Raw genomic sequence first — 15,401 nt, 5'->3', positions numbered from 1 at the left:
CTCGAAGGCCGTCACTTGGGACTGACGTGGAGCAGGCCTCGGTCCCGATTGACACCTCGATTTCTTCGAGAGCGGTCTCGGGTCAATGGTGGCGAAGCTTCGGGCTGAGGTCGAGGCCGAGGTTGGCCATTATTGGCTTTGACGGTATGACCGGATCAGCCCTGGTCATGGGTGAGGACCAGTCCCCGCACGATTGCTTGTTCAATTGAAGGCTGAAGCTATTGCTATAGACGCGCGTTGGCGGATCGTTCTTATGGGCAGCCCGAAGCGGAATACATCCGACTGATCGGGACGCCCCGTTGCTCATGATGTCACCCGTGCTGCCCTCTCTCCCGCGTCGCTGACCACATTCGGGAGGTGGCGATTGGCACCTGTCAGGACGTTCTGGCAAGGGTTGTCCAACGGTATGAAACCGCAGTGTCGATTCAGGACAGGATCGTTGAACATTGCAAGGAGGTCGGATTAACACCGCAAGCAGATGAAGCTTTTTTGCAGGCCTTGTGGTTGTCGCTGGCGAAGGCCAGGACGGCCTTGGAGCGTGAGGTCCCCCCGGCACCGCTGCAAGCGCACCTGGCCGGCCGCTCTAGTCCTGGACAATTGCCGACCTCGTCGCTGGTCAGCATGCCAGAATGTCGATGGCGGAAGCCATGAGGACCCCGATTGAATGTTCTCATTCGTTTGTGATCGGGGGTGCAAGGCAATCCGGCTCCAGCGCATGTTGGCCTCAGAAACAAACCGGGGTCGCATCCGTTCAGCATCGCGAAGGACGAGACGGCTGTCCACGGCCTTTCCGGTACTGCAAAGGAGACATGACGTGCTCGGCCGCAGAGGGGGTTTTCGAAGACCATCTGAGGCTTCGTGCCGCTGGCGACATCGAGGAGGATCTTAGGCGCAACTATGCTGTGGACGTGGTCCTCTTGACCGCGAATTCGAATTTAGAGGCCATGATGCCGTCCGCCTGTCGTCCAAACGCCTGCGCGAGCAGCTGCCTCAAGGTGAGTTCAACTACATCGCAAAACAGGTCCGCGGCCCCTATACACTGCTGATCTGGTCGGCAACTTCGTCCAGGTCCGACGCCATTGAGGGCGCCGACAGTTCCGTCATTCAGGACGGCAAGATTGTCTTCCAGTCCATTCACTACAGGTTGCACCCCAAGGGGGCTGGGGAAGCCGGCGGGCTCTTCCACTCACCGCATCCGACTGGTCACAAGCTTTGTTCAGTACCGGCGCCATCCACCAGAAACGTCCTGATCACACATGCGGCGGGATTTCCTCGAAGCGGCCGAAAAGCAGGACTGCGGCGCAATTCACCCACACGTCGATCCTGCCGAAACGCGACACGGCAAAGCTGCGCATTCTCCACGGGCCGCATCGTCCGCCATATCGGTGGCAAAGGTCAGCGCCTCACCGCCCAAGCCGGCGCACTCCTTGGCGACCTTGTCGAGTGCGTCCGCGTTTCTTGAGACCAGCACTAGCCGTGCGCCTTTGCGCGCCAAACCCAGAGCAGTCGCTCTGCCGATGCCGCTCGAGGCGCCGGCGACCACGACGACGGCTCCCCGCAGTTCGGCCATTCGTCAACCTATCGGGATAATTCCGGGCGGGAGTTGAGATCCTCACCCTCTTCGGGATGGACGCCTACCCTGTGTTCGTAGACAAGCGTTCCGCCTTTCCAGCCGGTGTAGACGAGCAGCAGAACGACAATCGTTGATAGCGCCAGGCCCCAGGGCAAGGCGCCCTCGGCGGCACCGGCGCTTAGGCGCAGCATGAAGCTGGCCAGCGCCAGCACCACGGCCACGACATTGCCCACCATATGGTGCCACGCTGCATTGATGGACCGCACCCTTGAATTTCCAAGAAAATCGGTAAAGCCGGCCAGCGCCGCGGCAGCGCTCATCAACAGGACAAAGCCGGGCAACCAGAAGGATGCTTCGGCCCAGAATGCATTTCCGGTGGACCAGATGCCGCCGACGCCGTGCAAAACCGCCGGCCCTACTTGTTCTTTTTGAGGAGACGAGCTTCCCTCAGGATTGAGCCGCGATCGAAGCCGACCAGCGACATTATCTCGCGTATGTGGTGTTCGGATACGCCTGACTCTCGCGCGAGCTCGCTGACGATTTCAGATTTCGGGCCGAGCCGCCCTTGTTCTTCCGCCATTACACCAATGCCTCGTATTGGGCCAAGAGTGCGACAGTCGCTCCCAAGCGTCAGCGGCCATGTTGTATTGCTGACGATTTGCTATTGTACGGTTCCGGACCAATTCTAGCCAGGGGATTCGCTCAGGTCTGCACTTGCCGTCCAAGCGCCTGCCGGGAAGCCGACAGTAGTTCTTCCTCGTCCACTAGTCCGGCCATGTAATTTGCAATGATCCGGGACGCCAACGCCTTAAGCGCTTCTCAAACCCTCTCGAACTCCGAGAAGAGATCGGGAACCTTGATCAGGTGCGGGCAAAGGTCCGTTGCGAAAAATGCGGCCGCAAGGACTCGATGACAGCGGAAACCCTTCAGGCAGACGATCCTCATTCCGGAACTTCCGCAATGGAGCGCAGCCGAGATGCTCAAGCCGCTGCTGGCGCGGCGGACTTAAATCAGCGGTCAACCCGACCGTCGCTCGCTGTTGGCTGCCGGTGTGCCGTCGCCGAAGGAACAACAAGAGACTGGTCCAGTTAGAGCCATGCATGCGTCGATAGAAATGAAAGAGGAGATGACAATGGCGACGAAAAAAAGCTCTCAGGGCAGCTCCAAGGGCTTGGAAGACCTTTTCTATGATGGTCTGAAAGACATCTACTACGCCGAACGCAAGATTCTGACGGCGCTCCGGAAAATGGCAAAGGGCGCGGAGTCCGAAGAGTTGAAGGCGGCGTTCGAAAAACATCGTGACGAGACGGAAGGTCAGATCGAGCGTCTGCAGCAAGTTTTCGACGCCTTTGGCAAGAGAGCCCAAGGGAAAACGTGCCCGGCGATCGACGGCATCATCGAAGAAGGACAGGAGATTTTGGAGGAATTCGAGGAGGCTCCGGCATTGGACGCGGGTCTCGTGGCTGCAGCCCAGTCCGTCGAACATTATGAAATAGCGCGCTACGGGACTCTTGTCACATGGGCCGGGTTACTTGGCTTGAAAGACGCCGTCCCGCTACTCGAACAGACGCTCAAGGAAGAAAAAGCAACCGATGAGGCGCTCACCCGACTAGGCGAAACAGGCGTCAACGAACGGGCGATGCAACAGGCCGCATAACTTCGGATCGAATCGACGCGACCGCGGCCCCCGGCAGACTGGATTGGAGCTTGGTTGTATTCGCCAATCCAGGCACACGTGTACACCGCAGCCGCCGAGCCGTCGACGTGGTGGTGGCCGACCGGTTTCGACTAGGCCACCGGAACTGACAATGGGGGACTGCGAATGCGATTACTTGCCCACGCCTTGGGCGACAGGATGTTGGTATGAACGAGGATACCGCTCGTCGGCCCACGGCAGGCTCTTCCGGGTTCGACAGCTTTTTCATGGCTGGTTTCGAGTGTTCCTCCCACAGGCGCGCCGACGGGGCCCGTCTTGATCTGATCCGCGCGACCTCACATGACATCCATGCACATGCCGACTATCGCCGTTGTGCCGAGCTTGGGCTTCGCACGATCCGCGACGGCTTGCGCTGGCACCTGATTGAAACAGCGCCCGGAGTCTTCGACTGGTCGAGTTGGACGTCGGCGATCGAAGCAGCCCAGGCGGCCGGGGTGCAGATTATCTGGGATATCTTCCACTATGGCTCGCCAGACCATATCGACCAAGGTGGCCCGGGGTTTATCAAGGCCTACGTCCGTTTCGCCGCGGAAGCTGTTCGGGTTCATCGCTCCGCTACCGGGGTGGCTCCCCTGGTGTGCCCGATCAACGAGATTTCGTTTTTTGCATGGGCTGTGGAGGTCGGCTATTTCCCCCGCGTCGGGCCGAACAAGCGTGGATGGTTCAAACGACACCTTGTCAGGGCAGCGGTCGCCGGCGTGAGGGCCATGCGGGAGGCCGAACCCGGCTGCAGGTTCATCTGGGCTGAACCGCTGATCCATATTGCTCCTCGTGACCGTACTCACCCCGAGCGGCGGCGCGCCGAAAATGCTCGCCAGGGCCAATTCGAGGCGTATGACATGCTGATCGGGCGCGTGGAACCGGAGTTGGGCGGCAGCGAGGACGTTGTGGACGTCATCGGCCTCAACTTCTATCCGCACAACCAATGGTACTTGAATGGCCCAACGATACCGATGGGGCACCACGAATACCGTGCACTTTCGGAATTGCTGGTCGAGGTCGCCGAACGATACAAGAAGCCGATGTTCATCGCCGAGACCGGCGCCGAAGGTTCAGGGCGGCCAGCCTGGCTTCACTACGTTTGCGACGAAGTGCGCGATGCGACGAGCCTCGGTGCACCTGTTCAGGGTATATGCCTGTACCCGGTGACGGCCTACCCAGGTTGGGACAATTCGCGCCACGCCGAAGTCGGCTTGTTCTCCACCATTCATGCGGACGGCTCGCGCACTGTTCGCAAGCCACTTGCGGACGAGTTGGAGCGCCAGCGCCAATCGTTCTTGGCGTTTGAGGAACAACAAGCAAGCGCGCTATAGCCTCGCTGATACGAACAGTGCGCGCTTTTCAGCTGCATCAACAGCACAGCATATCTAGAGCTGTTCGCCGAGAAGCCGAGAAACATCGTTGGCCTCTTTGGCCGTGGGTCGCCCGAACGCCCGACGCCGGTCAGGCCGGCGCATCATTCACTCGGCCGCCTCGCGCTGCGTCGGTGTGACGAGCATCCCGTTTGCCGGCAGGCGTGTCTGAATGCGCCCGAACGTAGCCAATGCCTGGCCGACGACCTGATCCATATTGTAATAGCGATATGTTGCAAGACGTCCGACGAACCAGACCTCCGGGCAGGCCGCGGCCAAGGCTTCATAGCGCTTGTATAACGCCTCGTTTTCGGCCCGCGGTACCGGGTAATAAGGATCTCCGATGTCCGTAGGGTATTCGTAGGTGAGGCTGGTCTTCGGACTCTGTTGAGCGGTCAGATGCTTGTACTCGGTGATCCGTGTGTATTGTTCCGTCTGCGGATAGTTGACCACGGCGACCGGTTGGAACTGCTCGCAATCAAGCGTCATGTGCTCAAAGCGCAGCGAGCGGTAGGGCAAGCGACCAAGCTTCCAGTCGAAATACTCGTCGATTGGCCCGGTGTAGATCATCCGCTGGAAGGGAATCTTGTTGCGAATTTCGCGGTAATCAGTCTGCAGCATGATCTTGATCTTAGGGTTATCCAGCATGCGCTGAAACATGCGCGTATACCCGCCTGCCGGCATGTTCTGGAAGCTGTCACCAAAATAGCGATCGTCACGATCGGTCCGGGTCGGGACTCGCGCCGTCACTGACTTGCTCAACTGGGAAGGGTCGACACCCCACTGCTTCCTCGTGTAGCCGCGGAAGAATTTCTCGTAGAGCTCTCTGCCTACAGTGCTCACCACGACGTCTTCGGCGGTGCGGATTTCTTCCACCGTCTCGCGCCGCGAAGCGAAGAAGTCCTGCAGCTGCTCGGACGTCAGCTCAAGGCAGTAGAGGCGGTTTATGGTGTCGAGATTGATCGGTATCGGCAGCAGCTTTCCATCGACGAGCGACAACACGCGATGTTCGTAAGGCCGCCATTGCGTGAATTGCGACAGATAGTCGACGATCGATTGGGCGTTGGTGTGAAAGATGTGAGGCCCGTAACGGTGAATTAGTATTCCCGCCTCGTCGTAGCAGTCATAGGCATTGCCGCCGACGTGATTTCGTCGGTCTATGATCAGGACGCTTTCCTGCCGTTGGGATGCGATACGCTCGGCCAGCACACTGCCGGCGAAACCGGCCCCTACGATCAACCAGTCGAACACGCTCACGCCCTCCTCAGGAATGGGACGACGCTCTTCATCGCATGGGCGCGCTCGATGTGGGCAGCCATCGCGCTCCAGGTCTTCTCCCAGGACATGTCGGCGAGGTAGGCGTCGGCCTTCTTCACCAGGAAATCGCGGGGGTGGGCCAGGATCGAGCGAAGCTTGGCCTCGATGTCCTCCGCCTCGACAATCTCGACAAGGCCTTCGACGCCGTAGGTACGCACAACGTCGACGATCGCCGTGGACAACACCGGCAGTCCTGCCGCAAGAAACTCGGGAGTCTTGGTCGGGCTGATGTAGCGGGTCGCTTCGTTGAGCGCGAACGGCATCCAGCCGGCACTCCAATGCCTGAGATAGTTCGGCAGGTCTGCATAGGACTTGCCGCCCAGCCAATGCAGGTTGCCTGCCGTGGGAAGGCTCGCCCGATCGATCTTGACGACAGGGCCGAGCATGACAAAATGCACGTCTGGCATTGCCGCAGCCGCATGCGCGATAAGTTCAAGGTCGAGCCGTTCGTCGATGACCCCGAAGTACCCCACCCTCGGGTGAGGTATGTCGGCCTGATCGAACGGGTCTTCACCTGGCGCCCTAGCCTGATGGAAATGGGTAACGTCGATGCTGCTCGGGAAGGGAAAGATCGCCCGATGCAAGCTGCGCTTGGCCTCGTAGAGGCTCTGCCCGCCCGTGAAGACGACATCGGCACGTTGCAACAGCGCCTTTTCCAACTGCGTCAACTCTGCGGGAGCGTCTTTGAACGCGGAGAGTTCATCCATGCAGTCGTAGACGCAGACGTCACAGGCGAGATGATCGCTGAAGCGTAGCGCCATGGGCGTGTAATACCAGGTCGTCAATCGGTCATGCGGCGTGGAGGCGAGGATCTGATCGACGAACCTGCGCTGGATTGCGTCCGCCCTGGTCGCGGAAGTACCAACTGGGATCAGCGGCGTCACTATTCTGATCTTGGGGGTAATATTGTGCACCCGCATCGAAGGGTGGCGCCTCTCATCGAAGATCGGCTCTTCGAAGTAAATTAGCTGTTGCTGTTTTGACGCCAGGGTCAGAACGTGTTGTGGTCTCTGATATACGAAGTTCCATCGGAGGTGTGAAAAGCAAATTAAAATAGACGGTTGTACAGGGTTTTTTGGTGTTTTGGCCCGGCCCGCCGCCATTTCCATGTAGATTATCCTTCGATATAGTTACAAAATGCCTCGACTAACAAAAGTCAATCGAGGCAGCTTTGACATGAAGTTCTCAGCCTTCTATATAACTTCCATCCCGATAAGTTGTTCCATAGCTCCAAACTGTCTCGGGCGAGACCAGCGGTCCGCTCCACTTGCGACGGCTCGACAGAGAAGGGGCGAGCCGGCCGCCCCCATTCGATCCACATGATGAAGCCCCTCGCGTCAGGTCGGGCTCCCCAAATGTGGCCCTTTGCCACAGAGCGGTTCAAATCCTTCAATCGTTCAACAACCGTTCATCAGCGGAGCTATAAATACGCTTGGAATCGATTCATCTGAGTCGCGCCGGTGGTTCATTTGAATGGAGACCGAGACGAATCGAGGGATGGCTGGCGAATGAAGATCGACTTTGAAACCAACGTCTTTCCATTGTTTCACCCGCAGGTTGTGGATGATCTGAAGGACCCTTGTCCGGTGTTCGACGGCACGCTCTGGCACGTCTTCGGCTCCAGCGGCACCGTCACAACAGAGAGCTGGAAAATCCTCCACGCCACAGCGCCGGATCTTTATGGACCCTGGACAGAGCACGAGGCGATCGTTTTGCCGGTAACCGGATCTGGCATTGCGGCGCCCGGCGTCATTCATGAGTGCGGCGTCTTCCACATGTTTATCCAGACCGAATTCATGAAGTCCGGCGGACGTTGCGAGCACGCGGTGTCCAATGACGGCTTTCATTGGGTGGTGCTCAATCCGGCGATATTGTCGCTGCCCGACACCGATGAGGACGGTATCTACGATCCCCACCCCGCAATCGTCGGAGGCAAGCGCTATATCGTCTATTCAGGCATGCCCAAATTCACCAGGGTGCCCCAGCCTGATGTCTATCTGGCGCGCAGCCAATCCGATTCCTGGTTCGGGCCATGGAAACGTCTCGGCAAGATACTCGATCATCTCGACGTGCCACATCACAATGCGCGCGAGCACCCCGATTACGAATGGGGGATCGAAGGCGCGCAGCTCGTCGAGCTGCCGGACGGTCGTGTGCTTCTCAACGCCACCTGCTTCCTCCCCGAAGGTCCGCGCGGCAGCCGGCAGCGCGTCTTCTTCGCCATCGCCGATGACGTCAAGGGTCCCTACGTTTCCGTTGGCCCCGTTCTCGACCCTGGTGAGCCCGGCGAGAATGGCCATTCGACGGTGATGATCGACGGCCGGCAACTGACCTTGTTCTACCAGAGCAGGCGTGAGGCTACGAACCATCGCTGGCGGTTCGGGTTGGCTAAGTGTGACCTGGATCGGCATATACTTTCGAGAGTTGCCTAGATGGTAAGTTCCGGCATTTGCCGGAACGGAGGATGCTCTGGCTGTTGGTTGGTGGGACGGATCCCTTTGTACTGGTGATTGAGGGTAGCAGGGGATTCGCAGCCAGTGGGCAAAGCTTGCGACGAGGGATCTATACACGTCAGGCAAGCCGGTCGCCTCATGGACGGCGGTCCCAGCTGCAAGCCTAGCCTAGCAATGAACTGTAACTGAGCGCAGCAACGCGGCCAGTCGATTCACGCGGTTTTGATCCTGAGCACAATGTCCTGATCGTAATTTCCAAAGCCCTTGCCGAAAATGTTGATCCCGCCGGGGCGTTGGGCGTCGTCCTTAACGCCGATACGAATACGGATTGAATGATGGCTCTTCAGATCGAGTGCAACAAGGCCGGTTTCGGAAATCCTGACGCCGTCGACATAGGTGCCGTCAGTGGCAATTCGCCAGTTCTTCAGCTTGCCGTATTGCGAGCCCTTGAGCTTCCACCAGGAGGGCGTGAAGACGCCGCGCTTGTCGCCGAAATCTCCCGGTGACGTCCAGGTGCCGACATCGACGCCATTAATCGTCAGAGTGATGTCCGAGGGCCAATCGGCGCTGGTGCCCGGCACTTCCGAGGACAGCTCAATCGCCACTTCGAGTCCGGTGATCTCGGCATTGGCGAGCTTGGCATTGTTGGGGAACTGGTATTCGACAAAACCGCGCGTGAACCATAGCAGACCGGCCTTCATGCGGTCCGGATCGAGGAAAGTGTTCGGCACATCGAGCAGACCGATGATGCCGTCCGGCGAACAAAGGCCGCAGGGCGCGGTAACCTCGAAGCCGGTATAAAGCCCGATCGGCATCGACACTTCGATCGCGTCGTTCTTGACCGCACGATATTCGCTCTTGAACACGACGAGCACTTTTTCGGCGGTCGGATAGCAGATTTTCCGGTTGCCTTTCTTCGCTCTCTCGGTGCGGATCAGCCCCGCATCCTCCAGCACCTGGATGTTGGTCGAGACGGTCGACTGCGGAAGCGACAGCACGGCGGCGATTTCGTTGACATTCATCGGCCCCTTCTCATGCAGCAGTTTCAGCATCGAGATCCGCGCCGAGGAGGCAAGCCCCTTGAGCACGGCAATGCCTTCCTCAGGTTCGATCACCAGAAAATTGCGATTCATGAAATCGCCAGTCTATGCTCGTGACAGAGGTTATGGCTTCGCTCATTGCAACGGCGCTGACCGAAACGCCGAGCCGTTGATTTGGTTACATTAAGCCCTCGACCGTCAGTATGCATCGCAAGCCGTACCCGCAAGGATGGTGCGACATGTCTACATTTGTTCTCCGACCGCCAGCTCCTTGTAGTGCGGGGGTGCTTGTCAGTCCATGGCCTCGATTTGCAGACGACTAGATGCTGGCAGCCACAAAGAGAGGCAGAAGCCGAACACGGAATTGGGGCCGTTCCCCTGGCCAAATCCCCAAGATACGGGACCTCGACGTCGATGTTAGCCGAACCGGCGCGGATGGATGCACAGGATGCGGTTCGCTGAAGTGCGTGCCGCCGTGAAGTAAATCATCGGATTCGCCACCCGATAGAGTCGGGACGGGGTTCTACCTATTGCTTTTGAGCATGATCTTTTCCGAAAATCGCGATTCCACTTCTTCGGGATCGCGCCAGTGCCGGCCTACTTCATGCTGGCCGCGGCAGCGACCCTGTCCACCATGGCGAGAACAGCTAGCGGTGCGGTGTGGTGGACCATGTGGCCGGCCTGCGGGATGATATCGACAAAGGAACCAGGAATCTCCGATTGTAGTCTAAGAGCCTCGGCTTTCGCATCGAACAACCGGTCGCCGGCCCCGGCAATAATGCCGGCAGGCATCAACAGATCATTGTAGCGGGTGAAGCGGCCGCCGGCCAGCGCGTCGGCCAGCATCAATCCCGATTCGGCCGCGATCGACCGCAGCTGTGAGGCCAGCTGGCGATGTCCTTTGCCGACGAAGCAAACCCCGCAGAGACGATGCCGGGGCGAAATACTTGCCCATGGCGAGCGGCCAGGTGAGCAGCACAAGCAGCGGCAGCAAAATGTGGGGGAAAACACCACCGGCGACAGGCAAGGCCGGCAGCCCGCCAGTGCAAGGCCCAGGCGCGGCGGCAAGAACGGACCGATGAAGACTCCCGATCGAATCGTCGTCCGATCGAGCTCATCGACTCGCCCGCCTGCCATCGAACCCAAATCTCAGGCGCTGAGCGGCCGAGTAGTAGATGCGACTTCGCTGCTTCATGGCTCACACTCCATCTTTCAGAAAAGAGCGTGTGTTGCTGCGATCAGTTGAATCCGCCACCCAAACCGAACGCGGCTGCTAGGCAGGCCGAAGCTTGTGCAAGTACAGCTGTGCGTCACAAGGCAAGTGAACTAAGAAGCTGCACGAACCGCGGGTGATCGCGAATGGCGTCGAAATGACTTCGTGACGGATTCGTTCCAATACGTTCTGACTCACGCTTCCTCCGACGGCTCTTTCCAGGTACCGCACCGCTTCCTCCACTTCCCCGAGCACGGAATACATGCAAGCGGCGTTGTACTGCGTCACGAAGTCGTCCGGATCGATCGCCAGCGCTCTGGCCAGCCAGGAACGCGCCTTCTTCCGCTCACCGATATACGCGAGCGAGGGCGCCGCGATGCAGCGGTGCCGCATTTTCAGAATGGCGGCCAGTTGAGCGTTCGGCGCGCTCGAAACAGACCCTTGGTTCGCGAGCGGATGAAGGCGATCGCGCAGGAGCGTCCCCCCCGTGTAGAGTTGCCACCCTGGATCTCGCCTTGGCCGGCTGCATTCCTGGCTGTGTCCCCTAGGATACATTGTCGAGCAGGGTCGACTTATCCAAGCCATGTGTCGGCTCAGGCGGCCATTCACCATTCGGCGTCATCTCGTTGACTGTCTCGGGTAGATCCCGCGCAATCCTTCTGATTAGCTCCTCGCGCGAAAGATCCGTCTGCATCGAAATGGACGTGAGTGTACCTTCGTCCATTGCCGCTTGGACGTCCCTTGGCTCAATCGGTTGGTTTGGCCCGCTGCCAACCCACGAGTCGACCTTCGATCCTGCCCCCACCTCCCTGAACCGGTCGAGGATCTCACCAAGGTCAGCCCTCGACACGCCATTCGTTATCTGAGCCAGAATTCTGCGTTGCGGGTCGTTTGGGTTAAGATACCCCGCTCCCGGAATCAATTCACAGAGCTTGTCGCGGTTTTGGTATGCCAGAACGCCAAGCATCGCGATCGCCAATCTTCCCAGATTTGCCATTTGGTCTCCTCCACGGTTTTGGCCGATGAGCGAATCAAAGCCAAGTCTTGGCGGATGCCGACGCGTGTGGACTCGAACAACTTCTTGCCGGTCGGCTCGCGGGCGGACAGGACGCGTCCTTCGGGTACTCGTTTTCCATCTGACGTCTTCTCCTGACGCAGAACTTCGGGGCGCTTGGCCGCAGTCGCCCTGCGCCGATCGAACGCCCTAACCCGGCGCCTCCCGGGTTTGTTCCGCTTGTCAGAGTTTGTCGGCGACGATGGGGCGCGCGACCCGACGGGTAACTCTACCGGCTCGAGAGACAGAGTCTGCCCAACTTGACCATACTTCAGAACGACGACGGCTCGGTTAGCCTCAGCTACCTTGGACTGCCGCCGGCTCGCGCACGAATTTCAATTTCGGCGGGACGGCGAACACCCTGAACCGCTCAGCCAGGCTGTCAAGAGCTTGACGCATGCCCACTCCCGCAGCAGCCGCACCGTGTCCACTGATGACCATCCGCGGGTTCAGGGCAGCCAGGTGCTTCACGGATCTTTCCGCCGCATCCCAGTCCGGCGTGAAGTAGCGCGGCGGACCGTGCATCTCAAGATCCTGAACGGCGACCTCATAGACTGACTCCTGACCGGTGGTGATGAAAGCGTCCCCTACGATCAGCGAGCGGTCCTCCTCGCGCCAGAGCGAGATATGCCCCGGAGCGTGCCCGGGTGTGTGTAGCCATCGCCATCCGGGCATTCCGGGGATCGATCCGTCGGCAGGTAGGAGTTCCAAACGGTTGCCAAGATCAATTGGCCCCCGTGGGAAAAGCGGCGAAAGCAGCGCCATCAGTCCACCCCCGACCCAGGGATCCGGTGGCGGATAGGACGCGGTTCCGTCCAGATAGGGGCGCTCGAGTGGATGCGCGAAGATAGGCACGTCCCACCTATTCGCGAGGTCTAGAACCGTTCCCACATGGTCGAAATGGCCGTGGGTCAGGATGATCGCGGCCGGCCGTGCGTTCGTGCCAAACCGCTTTTCCGCGACCGCAAGAATGCTGCCGCGGGACGTCGGCAACCCGGTATCGATCAGCATCCAGTTCCGATCTCCGCTGCCCGGTGCGCCGAAGAACACGACATTGACGATTGCTAGGCGCAAATAGCCCAAGTCCGGTGCGATGCTCCAAGCGCCGTCGCCACGATCCTCGCGCCTGGCGTGGTCGATCTCGGAAAGTCGAATCTGAACGGTCATGTGATCCCGTGCCTCTCTTGTTGCTGAGCAGCCGCTCGAGTCGATCGGCGGCGGTGGTATATCGCCCCGAACTTGGCACGGCCCTCCTTGTTCCTCCTTCGCCACCCAGCTCCGGACAGTCCACCACAGGAACAAAGGCTCGACCAAATCGGTTCGGCATTACCCGGTCGCGCCAGGACGACCTGGACTGAGCAACGAAGATGGCGCGCGCCCCATTGGATGCGGTATTTCGCCAACGCGGTTCCCGGTCCTAACAAGGCGGCCGAGTTCGAAGCCGACTGCTGAAAGAAGACTTCGAATGAGCGAAGTGGGGCGTATGGACGAGCACCAGGTGGAGGCTCCGGTTCCGCAAGCTTCGCCTATGACTGGTCAAGTTGGGCGCCAATGGTCGAGGCGGCCCGATCGGCAGGTGTCCAGGGTTATCTGGGACATCTTCCATTACGGATCTCCAGACCATGTCGATCAGCAATCGCTGCATTTCATCGACGCCTATGCCTCGTTCGCGGCAGAAGCCGTGAGCGTACAGCGTTCGATCGCCGGAACACCGCCTCTGTTGTGTCCCATCAACTAGATCTCCTTTTTCGCATGGGCTGTTGAGGTCGGCTATTTCCCGCGTGGGGCCGAACAAACGTGGATGGTTCAAGCGGCATCTCGTGAAGGCTGCCATCGCGGGTGTTCGTGCAATGCGGGAGATCGACCCCGCCTGCAGATTTGTCTGGGCCGAGCCCCTTATCCAAATCGCTCCTCGTGCGGACCCGCAGCGAACGGGGTCGGGCCGAAAACGCCCGTCAGGGGCAGTTCGAAGCTTACGACATGTTGCTGGGCCGCGTCGAACCTGAGTTGGGCGGGAGCGAAGATGTTATCGATGTCGTGGGCCTGAATTTCTAGCCGCACAATCAATGGTAAATAAACGGGCCGACGATATCGATGGGACACCATGAGTACCGCGCTTTGTCGGAAATGTTGCTCGAGGTTGCTCATCGGTACGGTAAGCCGATGTTCATTGCCGAGACCGGCTCAGAGGGATCCGGCGGGCCGGCTTGGCTCCACTATGTATGCCGCGACGAGGTGCGTGCCGCTATGGGTGTCGGAGCATCGATTCGAGGGTATTTGCCTGTACCCGATAACGGCCTACCCGGGCTGGGACAATTCGCGTCATGCAGAGGTGGGGTTATTTTCGGCCATCCACCCGAATGGCACACGCCGCCTCCGTCAGCCCGTCGCGGACGAACTGGTGCATCAGCAAGATCTGTTCACGGCAAACCGGACGCGCTGATTGTGTTGCGACACACCGCAAGGGCGAGTACCGAAGACCAGGGCAAATTACGGTGTATTCCTCAGCCAAAATCGGCGCCACGCGATGCCAAGTGGCATGGGTGCGAGGATGACCGTGCAGCATCAGGAAGCGGTGGCCCCTTCCACCAACCCGCACTCTGAGCGTCGCTTCCGGAAGTTTGATCTGCTCCAGCGAGAAACCTTCAAACATGCAACTCCCTCCATTCGCAACATTTGCCAAACGTGTAAACGGAGAGGCAGTTCAATGTCGGCTTCCGCGGGATCTGAACTTGCCTTGTATTCCGCGAAGAGGTCGTGAGCCGAACGGCGGCTTTAACTGGTCCCTCGGCAATAACCGGACGGACAGCAAACGGCCCCCAAAAAGCCGCCAGGCGGCGACGCGCCTGATATCGCACTTCGAGATCAACTCTGCCGTTTCCTGTTAGCCGAAGTTGCAAACGGCCCCGCTCACAATCGTGGTTGCGCCTTTGGGCATCGTGGTTCAGACCCTGGCGGATTAGAACTCATATTGGCTTTGCGATCGGCTCATCGCTGCCGAAAATCAGTGACCTATATAAAGGGGCATGTCCACGCGCCGTAAAATCAATGCAACAGCGAAGCTGATTGGAGAGTGGCCTTTAACCCCGGCTGCAACGTTTGGATCGTCCGTCAGAGCGAAGGGTATTTTTCTCGAAATACGCGCCCGCCTTCCAACGGAGTTCAGGAAACTGCTCCATATCGAGTCCCGCGTACTCACCCTGCGCCTGTCTCAGGGCGCCGAGAATGATGTGCAGGTGGTATTCGGGATCGTATCCAAAGCACTGCAGAATATCGAAGACCTGCCCGTAATCCCCCGTGAAATCGAGGACATTCTGACGATCTCGACGGCCGAACGGCACCGCTGGCTGAAAGATGGTCGCTTGCAGAGCGCCGGGACGAAAACGGTGAAACTCCGCGGGCGGGCAAGGAACATCACCTTTCACGTGTTCGACCCGCAGCACGTGGAGGATGTGCTTGACCGCGACCTGGTTACGGTCTGGCGCGAACAGGACGCAGCGACAGCTGCAGAGAACAGGCGGCGAGCCGCGGGGAAGGCCGCTATGAAACGTGCTCAAAGAAGCGGTCGCGGAACTGCAGCTTCAGCTGGCTATGGCCCCGATGAGAACTCGCACTCCAGTTTGCGCGGCTGGGAAGATTTTGAGAATGAGGGACTCCTGCGCTGATACGCCGGGCGCACAAG

General features: G+C 59.2%; 15 protein-coding genes. 5 read left to right on the top strand and 10 right to left on the bottom strand.

The window, feature by feature from the left end:
• Nucleotides 1-1,306 precede the first annotated feature (1,306 nt).
• Nucleotides 1,307-1,570, bottom strand: coding sequence for an SDR family NAD(P)-dependent oxidoreductase (locus NKI85_RS23980; protein ID WP_352706234.1), 264 nt, complete (start codon nt 1,568-1,570; stop codon nt 1,307-1,309).
• An 8-nt stretch (nt 1,571-1,578) separates the two neighbouring features.
• Nucleotides 1,579-1,977, bottom strand: a complete 399-nt coding sequence (locus NKI85_RS23975; RefSeq protein WP_352706236.1) for a DUF2231 domain-containing protein — start codon at nt 1,975-1,977, stop codon at nt 1,579-1,581.
• Between the two features lie 728 nt (nt 1,978-2,705).
• Here NKI85_RS23975 and NKI85_RS23970 point away from each other — a divergent pair.
• Together NKI85_RS23970 and NKI85_RS23965 are read left to right on the top strand one after the other, a co-directional pair.
• Nucleotides 2,706-3,230, top strand: a complete 525-nt coding sequence (locus tag NKI85_RS23970; RefSeq protein WP_023677856.1) for a YciE/YciF ferroxidase family protein — start codon at nt 2,706-2,708, stop codon at nt 3,228-3,230.
• Nucleotides 3,231-3,436: 206 nt separating this feature from the next.
• A complete protein-coding gene (locus NKI85_RS23965; RefSeq protein WP_023677857.1) occupies nt 3,437-4,603 on the top strand; it encodes a glycoside hydrolase family 1 protein in 1,167 nt (388 codons plus the stop codon).
• Between the two features lie 147 nt (nt 4,604-4,750).
• Here the strand turns inward: NKI85_RS23965 and glf are convergent, their stop codons facing one another.
• Together glf and NKI85_RS23955 are read right to left on the bottom strand one after the other, a co-directional pair.
• A complete protein-coding gene (gene glf / locus NKI85_RS23960) occupies nt 4,751-5,893 on the bottom strand; it encodes a UDP-galactopyranose mutase (RefSeq protein ID WP_352778346.1) in 1,143 nt (380 codons plus the stop codon).
• 2 nt (nt 5,894-5,895) lie between these two features.
• Nucleotides 5,896-7,068, bottom strand: a complete 1,173-nt coding sequence (locus tag NKI85_RS23955) for a glycosyltransferase family protein (RefSeq protein ID WP_352778288.1) — start codon at nt 7,066-7,068, stop codon at nt 5,896-5,898.
• A gap of 399 nt (nt 7,069-7,467) precedes the next feature.
• Here NKI85_RS23955 and NKI85_RS23950 point away from each other — a divergent pair, with 399 nt between their 5' ends.
• Nucleotides 7,468-8,391 carry a glycoside hydrolase family protein gene (locus tag NKI85_RS23950; RefSeq protein ID WP_352473704.1) on the top strand — a complete coding sequence of 308 codons (924 nt, stop codon included), beginning with the start codon at nt 7,468-7,470 and terminating at the stop codon, nt 8,389-8,391.
• Nucleotides 8,392-8,624: 233 nt separating this feature from the next.
• Here NKI85_RS23950 and NKI85_RS23945 read toward each other — a convergent pair whose 3' ends face one another.
• From NKI85_RS23945 to NKI85_RS23930, 5 genes are all read right to left on the bottom strand, one after another.
• Nucleotides 8,625-9,545 (bottom strand): ArsR/SmtB family transcription factor, encoded by a 921-nt coding sequence (locus NKI85_RS23945; protein ID WP_352778286.1) that lies wholly within the window; start codon nt 9,543-9,545, stop codon nt 8,625-8,627.
• Between the two features lie 504 nt (nt 9,546-10,049).
• On the bottom strand, nt 10,050-10,301 hold the full coding sequence (locus NKI85_RS23940; RefSeq protein ID WP_352690972.1) for an alpha/beta fold hydrolase: 252 nt from the start codon (nt 10,299-10,301) through the stop codon (nt 10,050-10,052).
• Between the two features lie 424 nt (nt 10,302-10,725).
• Complete coding sequence (locus NKI85_RS37945) at nt 10,726-11,058, bottom strand: TPR end-of-group domain-containing protein (RefSeq protein ID WP_502900687.1); 333 nt, start codon at nt 11,056-11,058, stop codon at nt 10,726-10,728.
• A 151-nt stretch (nt 11,059-11,209) separates the two neighbouring features.
• Complete coding sequence (locus tag NKI85_RS23935) at nt 11,210-11,662, bottom strand: YidB family protein (protein WP_502900686.1); 453 nt, start codon at nt 11,660-11,662, stop codon at nt 11,210-11,212.
• A gap of 354 nt (nt 11,663-12,016) precedes the next feature.
• Entirely contained in the window at nt 12,017-12,886 is an 870-nt protein-coding gene (locus NKI85_RS23930) for an MBL fold metallo-hydrolase (RefSeq protein ID WP_352778283.1), read from the bottom strand.
• Between the two features lie 298 nt (nt 12,887-13,184).
• Between NKI85_RS23930 and NKI85_RS23925 the strand changes: the two genes are divergently transcribed.
• On the top strand, nt 13,185-13,457 hold the full coding sequence (locus NKI85_RS23925) for a hypothetical protein (RefSeq protein WP_352778281.1): 273 nt from the start codon (nt 13,185-13,187) through the stop codon (nt 13,455-13,457).
• Between the two features lie 600 nt (nt 13,458-14,057).
• On the opposite strand, the gene NKI85_RS23920 is transcribed toward NKI85_RS23925, so the two are convergent.
• Nucleotides 14,058-14,372 (bottom strand): alpha/beta fold hydrolase, encoded by a 315-nt coding sequence (locus tag NKI85_RS23920; RefSeq protein WP_352778279.1) that lies wholly within the window; start codon nt 14,370-14,372, stop codon nt 14,058-14,060.
• 373 nt (nt 14,373-14,745) lie between these two features.
• Between NKI85_RS23920 and NKI85_RS23915 the strand changes: the two genes are divergently transcribed.
• Nucleotides 14,746-15,384 (top strand): hypothetical protein, encoded by a 639-nt coding sequence (locus tag NKI85_RS23915; RefSeq protein WP_352778276.1) that lies wholly within the window; start codon nt 14,746-14,748, stop codon nt 15,382-15,384.
• Nucleotides 15,385-15,401: the final 17 nt, after the last annotated feature.

It is taken from the genome of Mesorhizobium sp. M0571, from assembly GCF_040320985.1.
In the GTDB taxonomy this organism is placed as follows: Bacteria; Pseudomonadota; Alphaproteobacteria; order Rhizobiales; family Rhizobiaceae; genus Mesorhizobium.
This window is presented reverse-complemented; position numbering and strand designations above follow the sequence as displayed.

What these genes read in the sequence shown, in the direction of transcription:
- NKI85_RS23950 (WP_352473704.1), top strand. Translation starts at nt 7,468, where the DNA reads ATGAAGATCGACTTTGAAACCAACGTCTTTCCATTGTTTCACCCGCAG.
- NKI85_RS23925 (WP_352778281.1), top strand. Translation starts at nt 13,185, where the DNA reads ATGAGCGAAGTGGGGCGTATGGACGAGCACCAGGTGGAGGCTCCGGTT.
- NKI85_RS23920 (WP_352778279.1), bottom strand. Translation starts at nt 14,372, where the DNA reads ATGTTTGAAGGTTTCTCGCTGGAGCAGATCAAACTTCCGGAAGCGACG.
- NKI85_RS23965 (WP_023677857.1), top strand. Translation starts at nt 3,437, where the DNA reads ATGAACGAGGATACCGCTCGTCGGCCCACGGCAGGCTCTTCCGGGTTC.
- NKI85_RS23955 (WP_352778288.1), bottom strand. Translation starts at nt 7,068, where the DNA reads ATGGAAATGGCGGCGGGCCGGGCCAAAACACCAAAAAACCCTGTACAA.
- NKI85_RS23935 (WP_502900686.1), bottom strand. Translation starts at nt 11,662, where the DNA reads ATGGCAAATCTGGGAAGATTGGCGATCGCGATGCTTGGCGTTCTGGCA.
- NKI85_RS23930 (WP_352778283.1), bottom strand. Translation starts at nt 12,886, where the DNA reads ATGACCGTTCAGATTCGACTTTCCGAGATCGACCACGCCAGGCGCGAG.
- NKI85_RS23970 (WP_023677856.1), top strand. Translation starts at nt 2,706, where the DNA reads ATGGCGACGAAAAAAAGCTCTCAGGGCAGCTCCAAGGGCTTGGAAGAC.
- NKI85_RS23945 (WP_352778286.1), bottom strand. Translation starts at nt 9,545, where the DNA reads ATGAATCGCAATTTTCTGGTGATCGAACCTGAGGAAGGCATTGCCGTG.
- NKI85_RS37945 (WP_502900687.1), bottom strand. Translation starts at nt 11,058, where the DNA reads ATGCGGCACCGCTGCATCGCGGCGCCCTCGCTCGCGTATATCGGTGAG.
- NKI85_RS23980 (WP_352706234.1), bottom strand. Translation starts at nt 1,570, where the DNA reads ATGGCCGAACTGCGGGGAGCCGTCGTCGTGGTCGCCGGCGCCTCGAGC.
- NKI85_RS23915 (WP_352778276.1), top strand. Translation starts at nt 14,746, where the DNA reads ATGTCCACGCGCCGTAAAATCAATGCAACAGCGAAGCTGATTGGAGAG.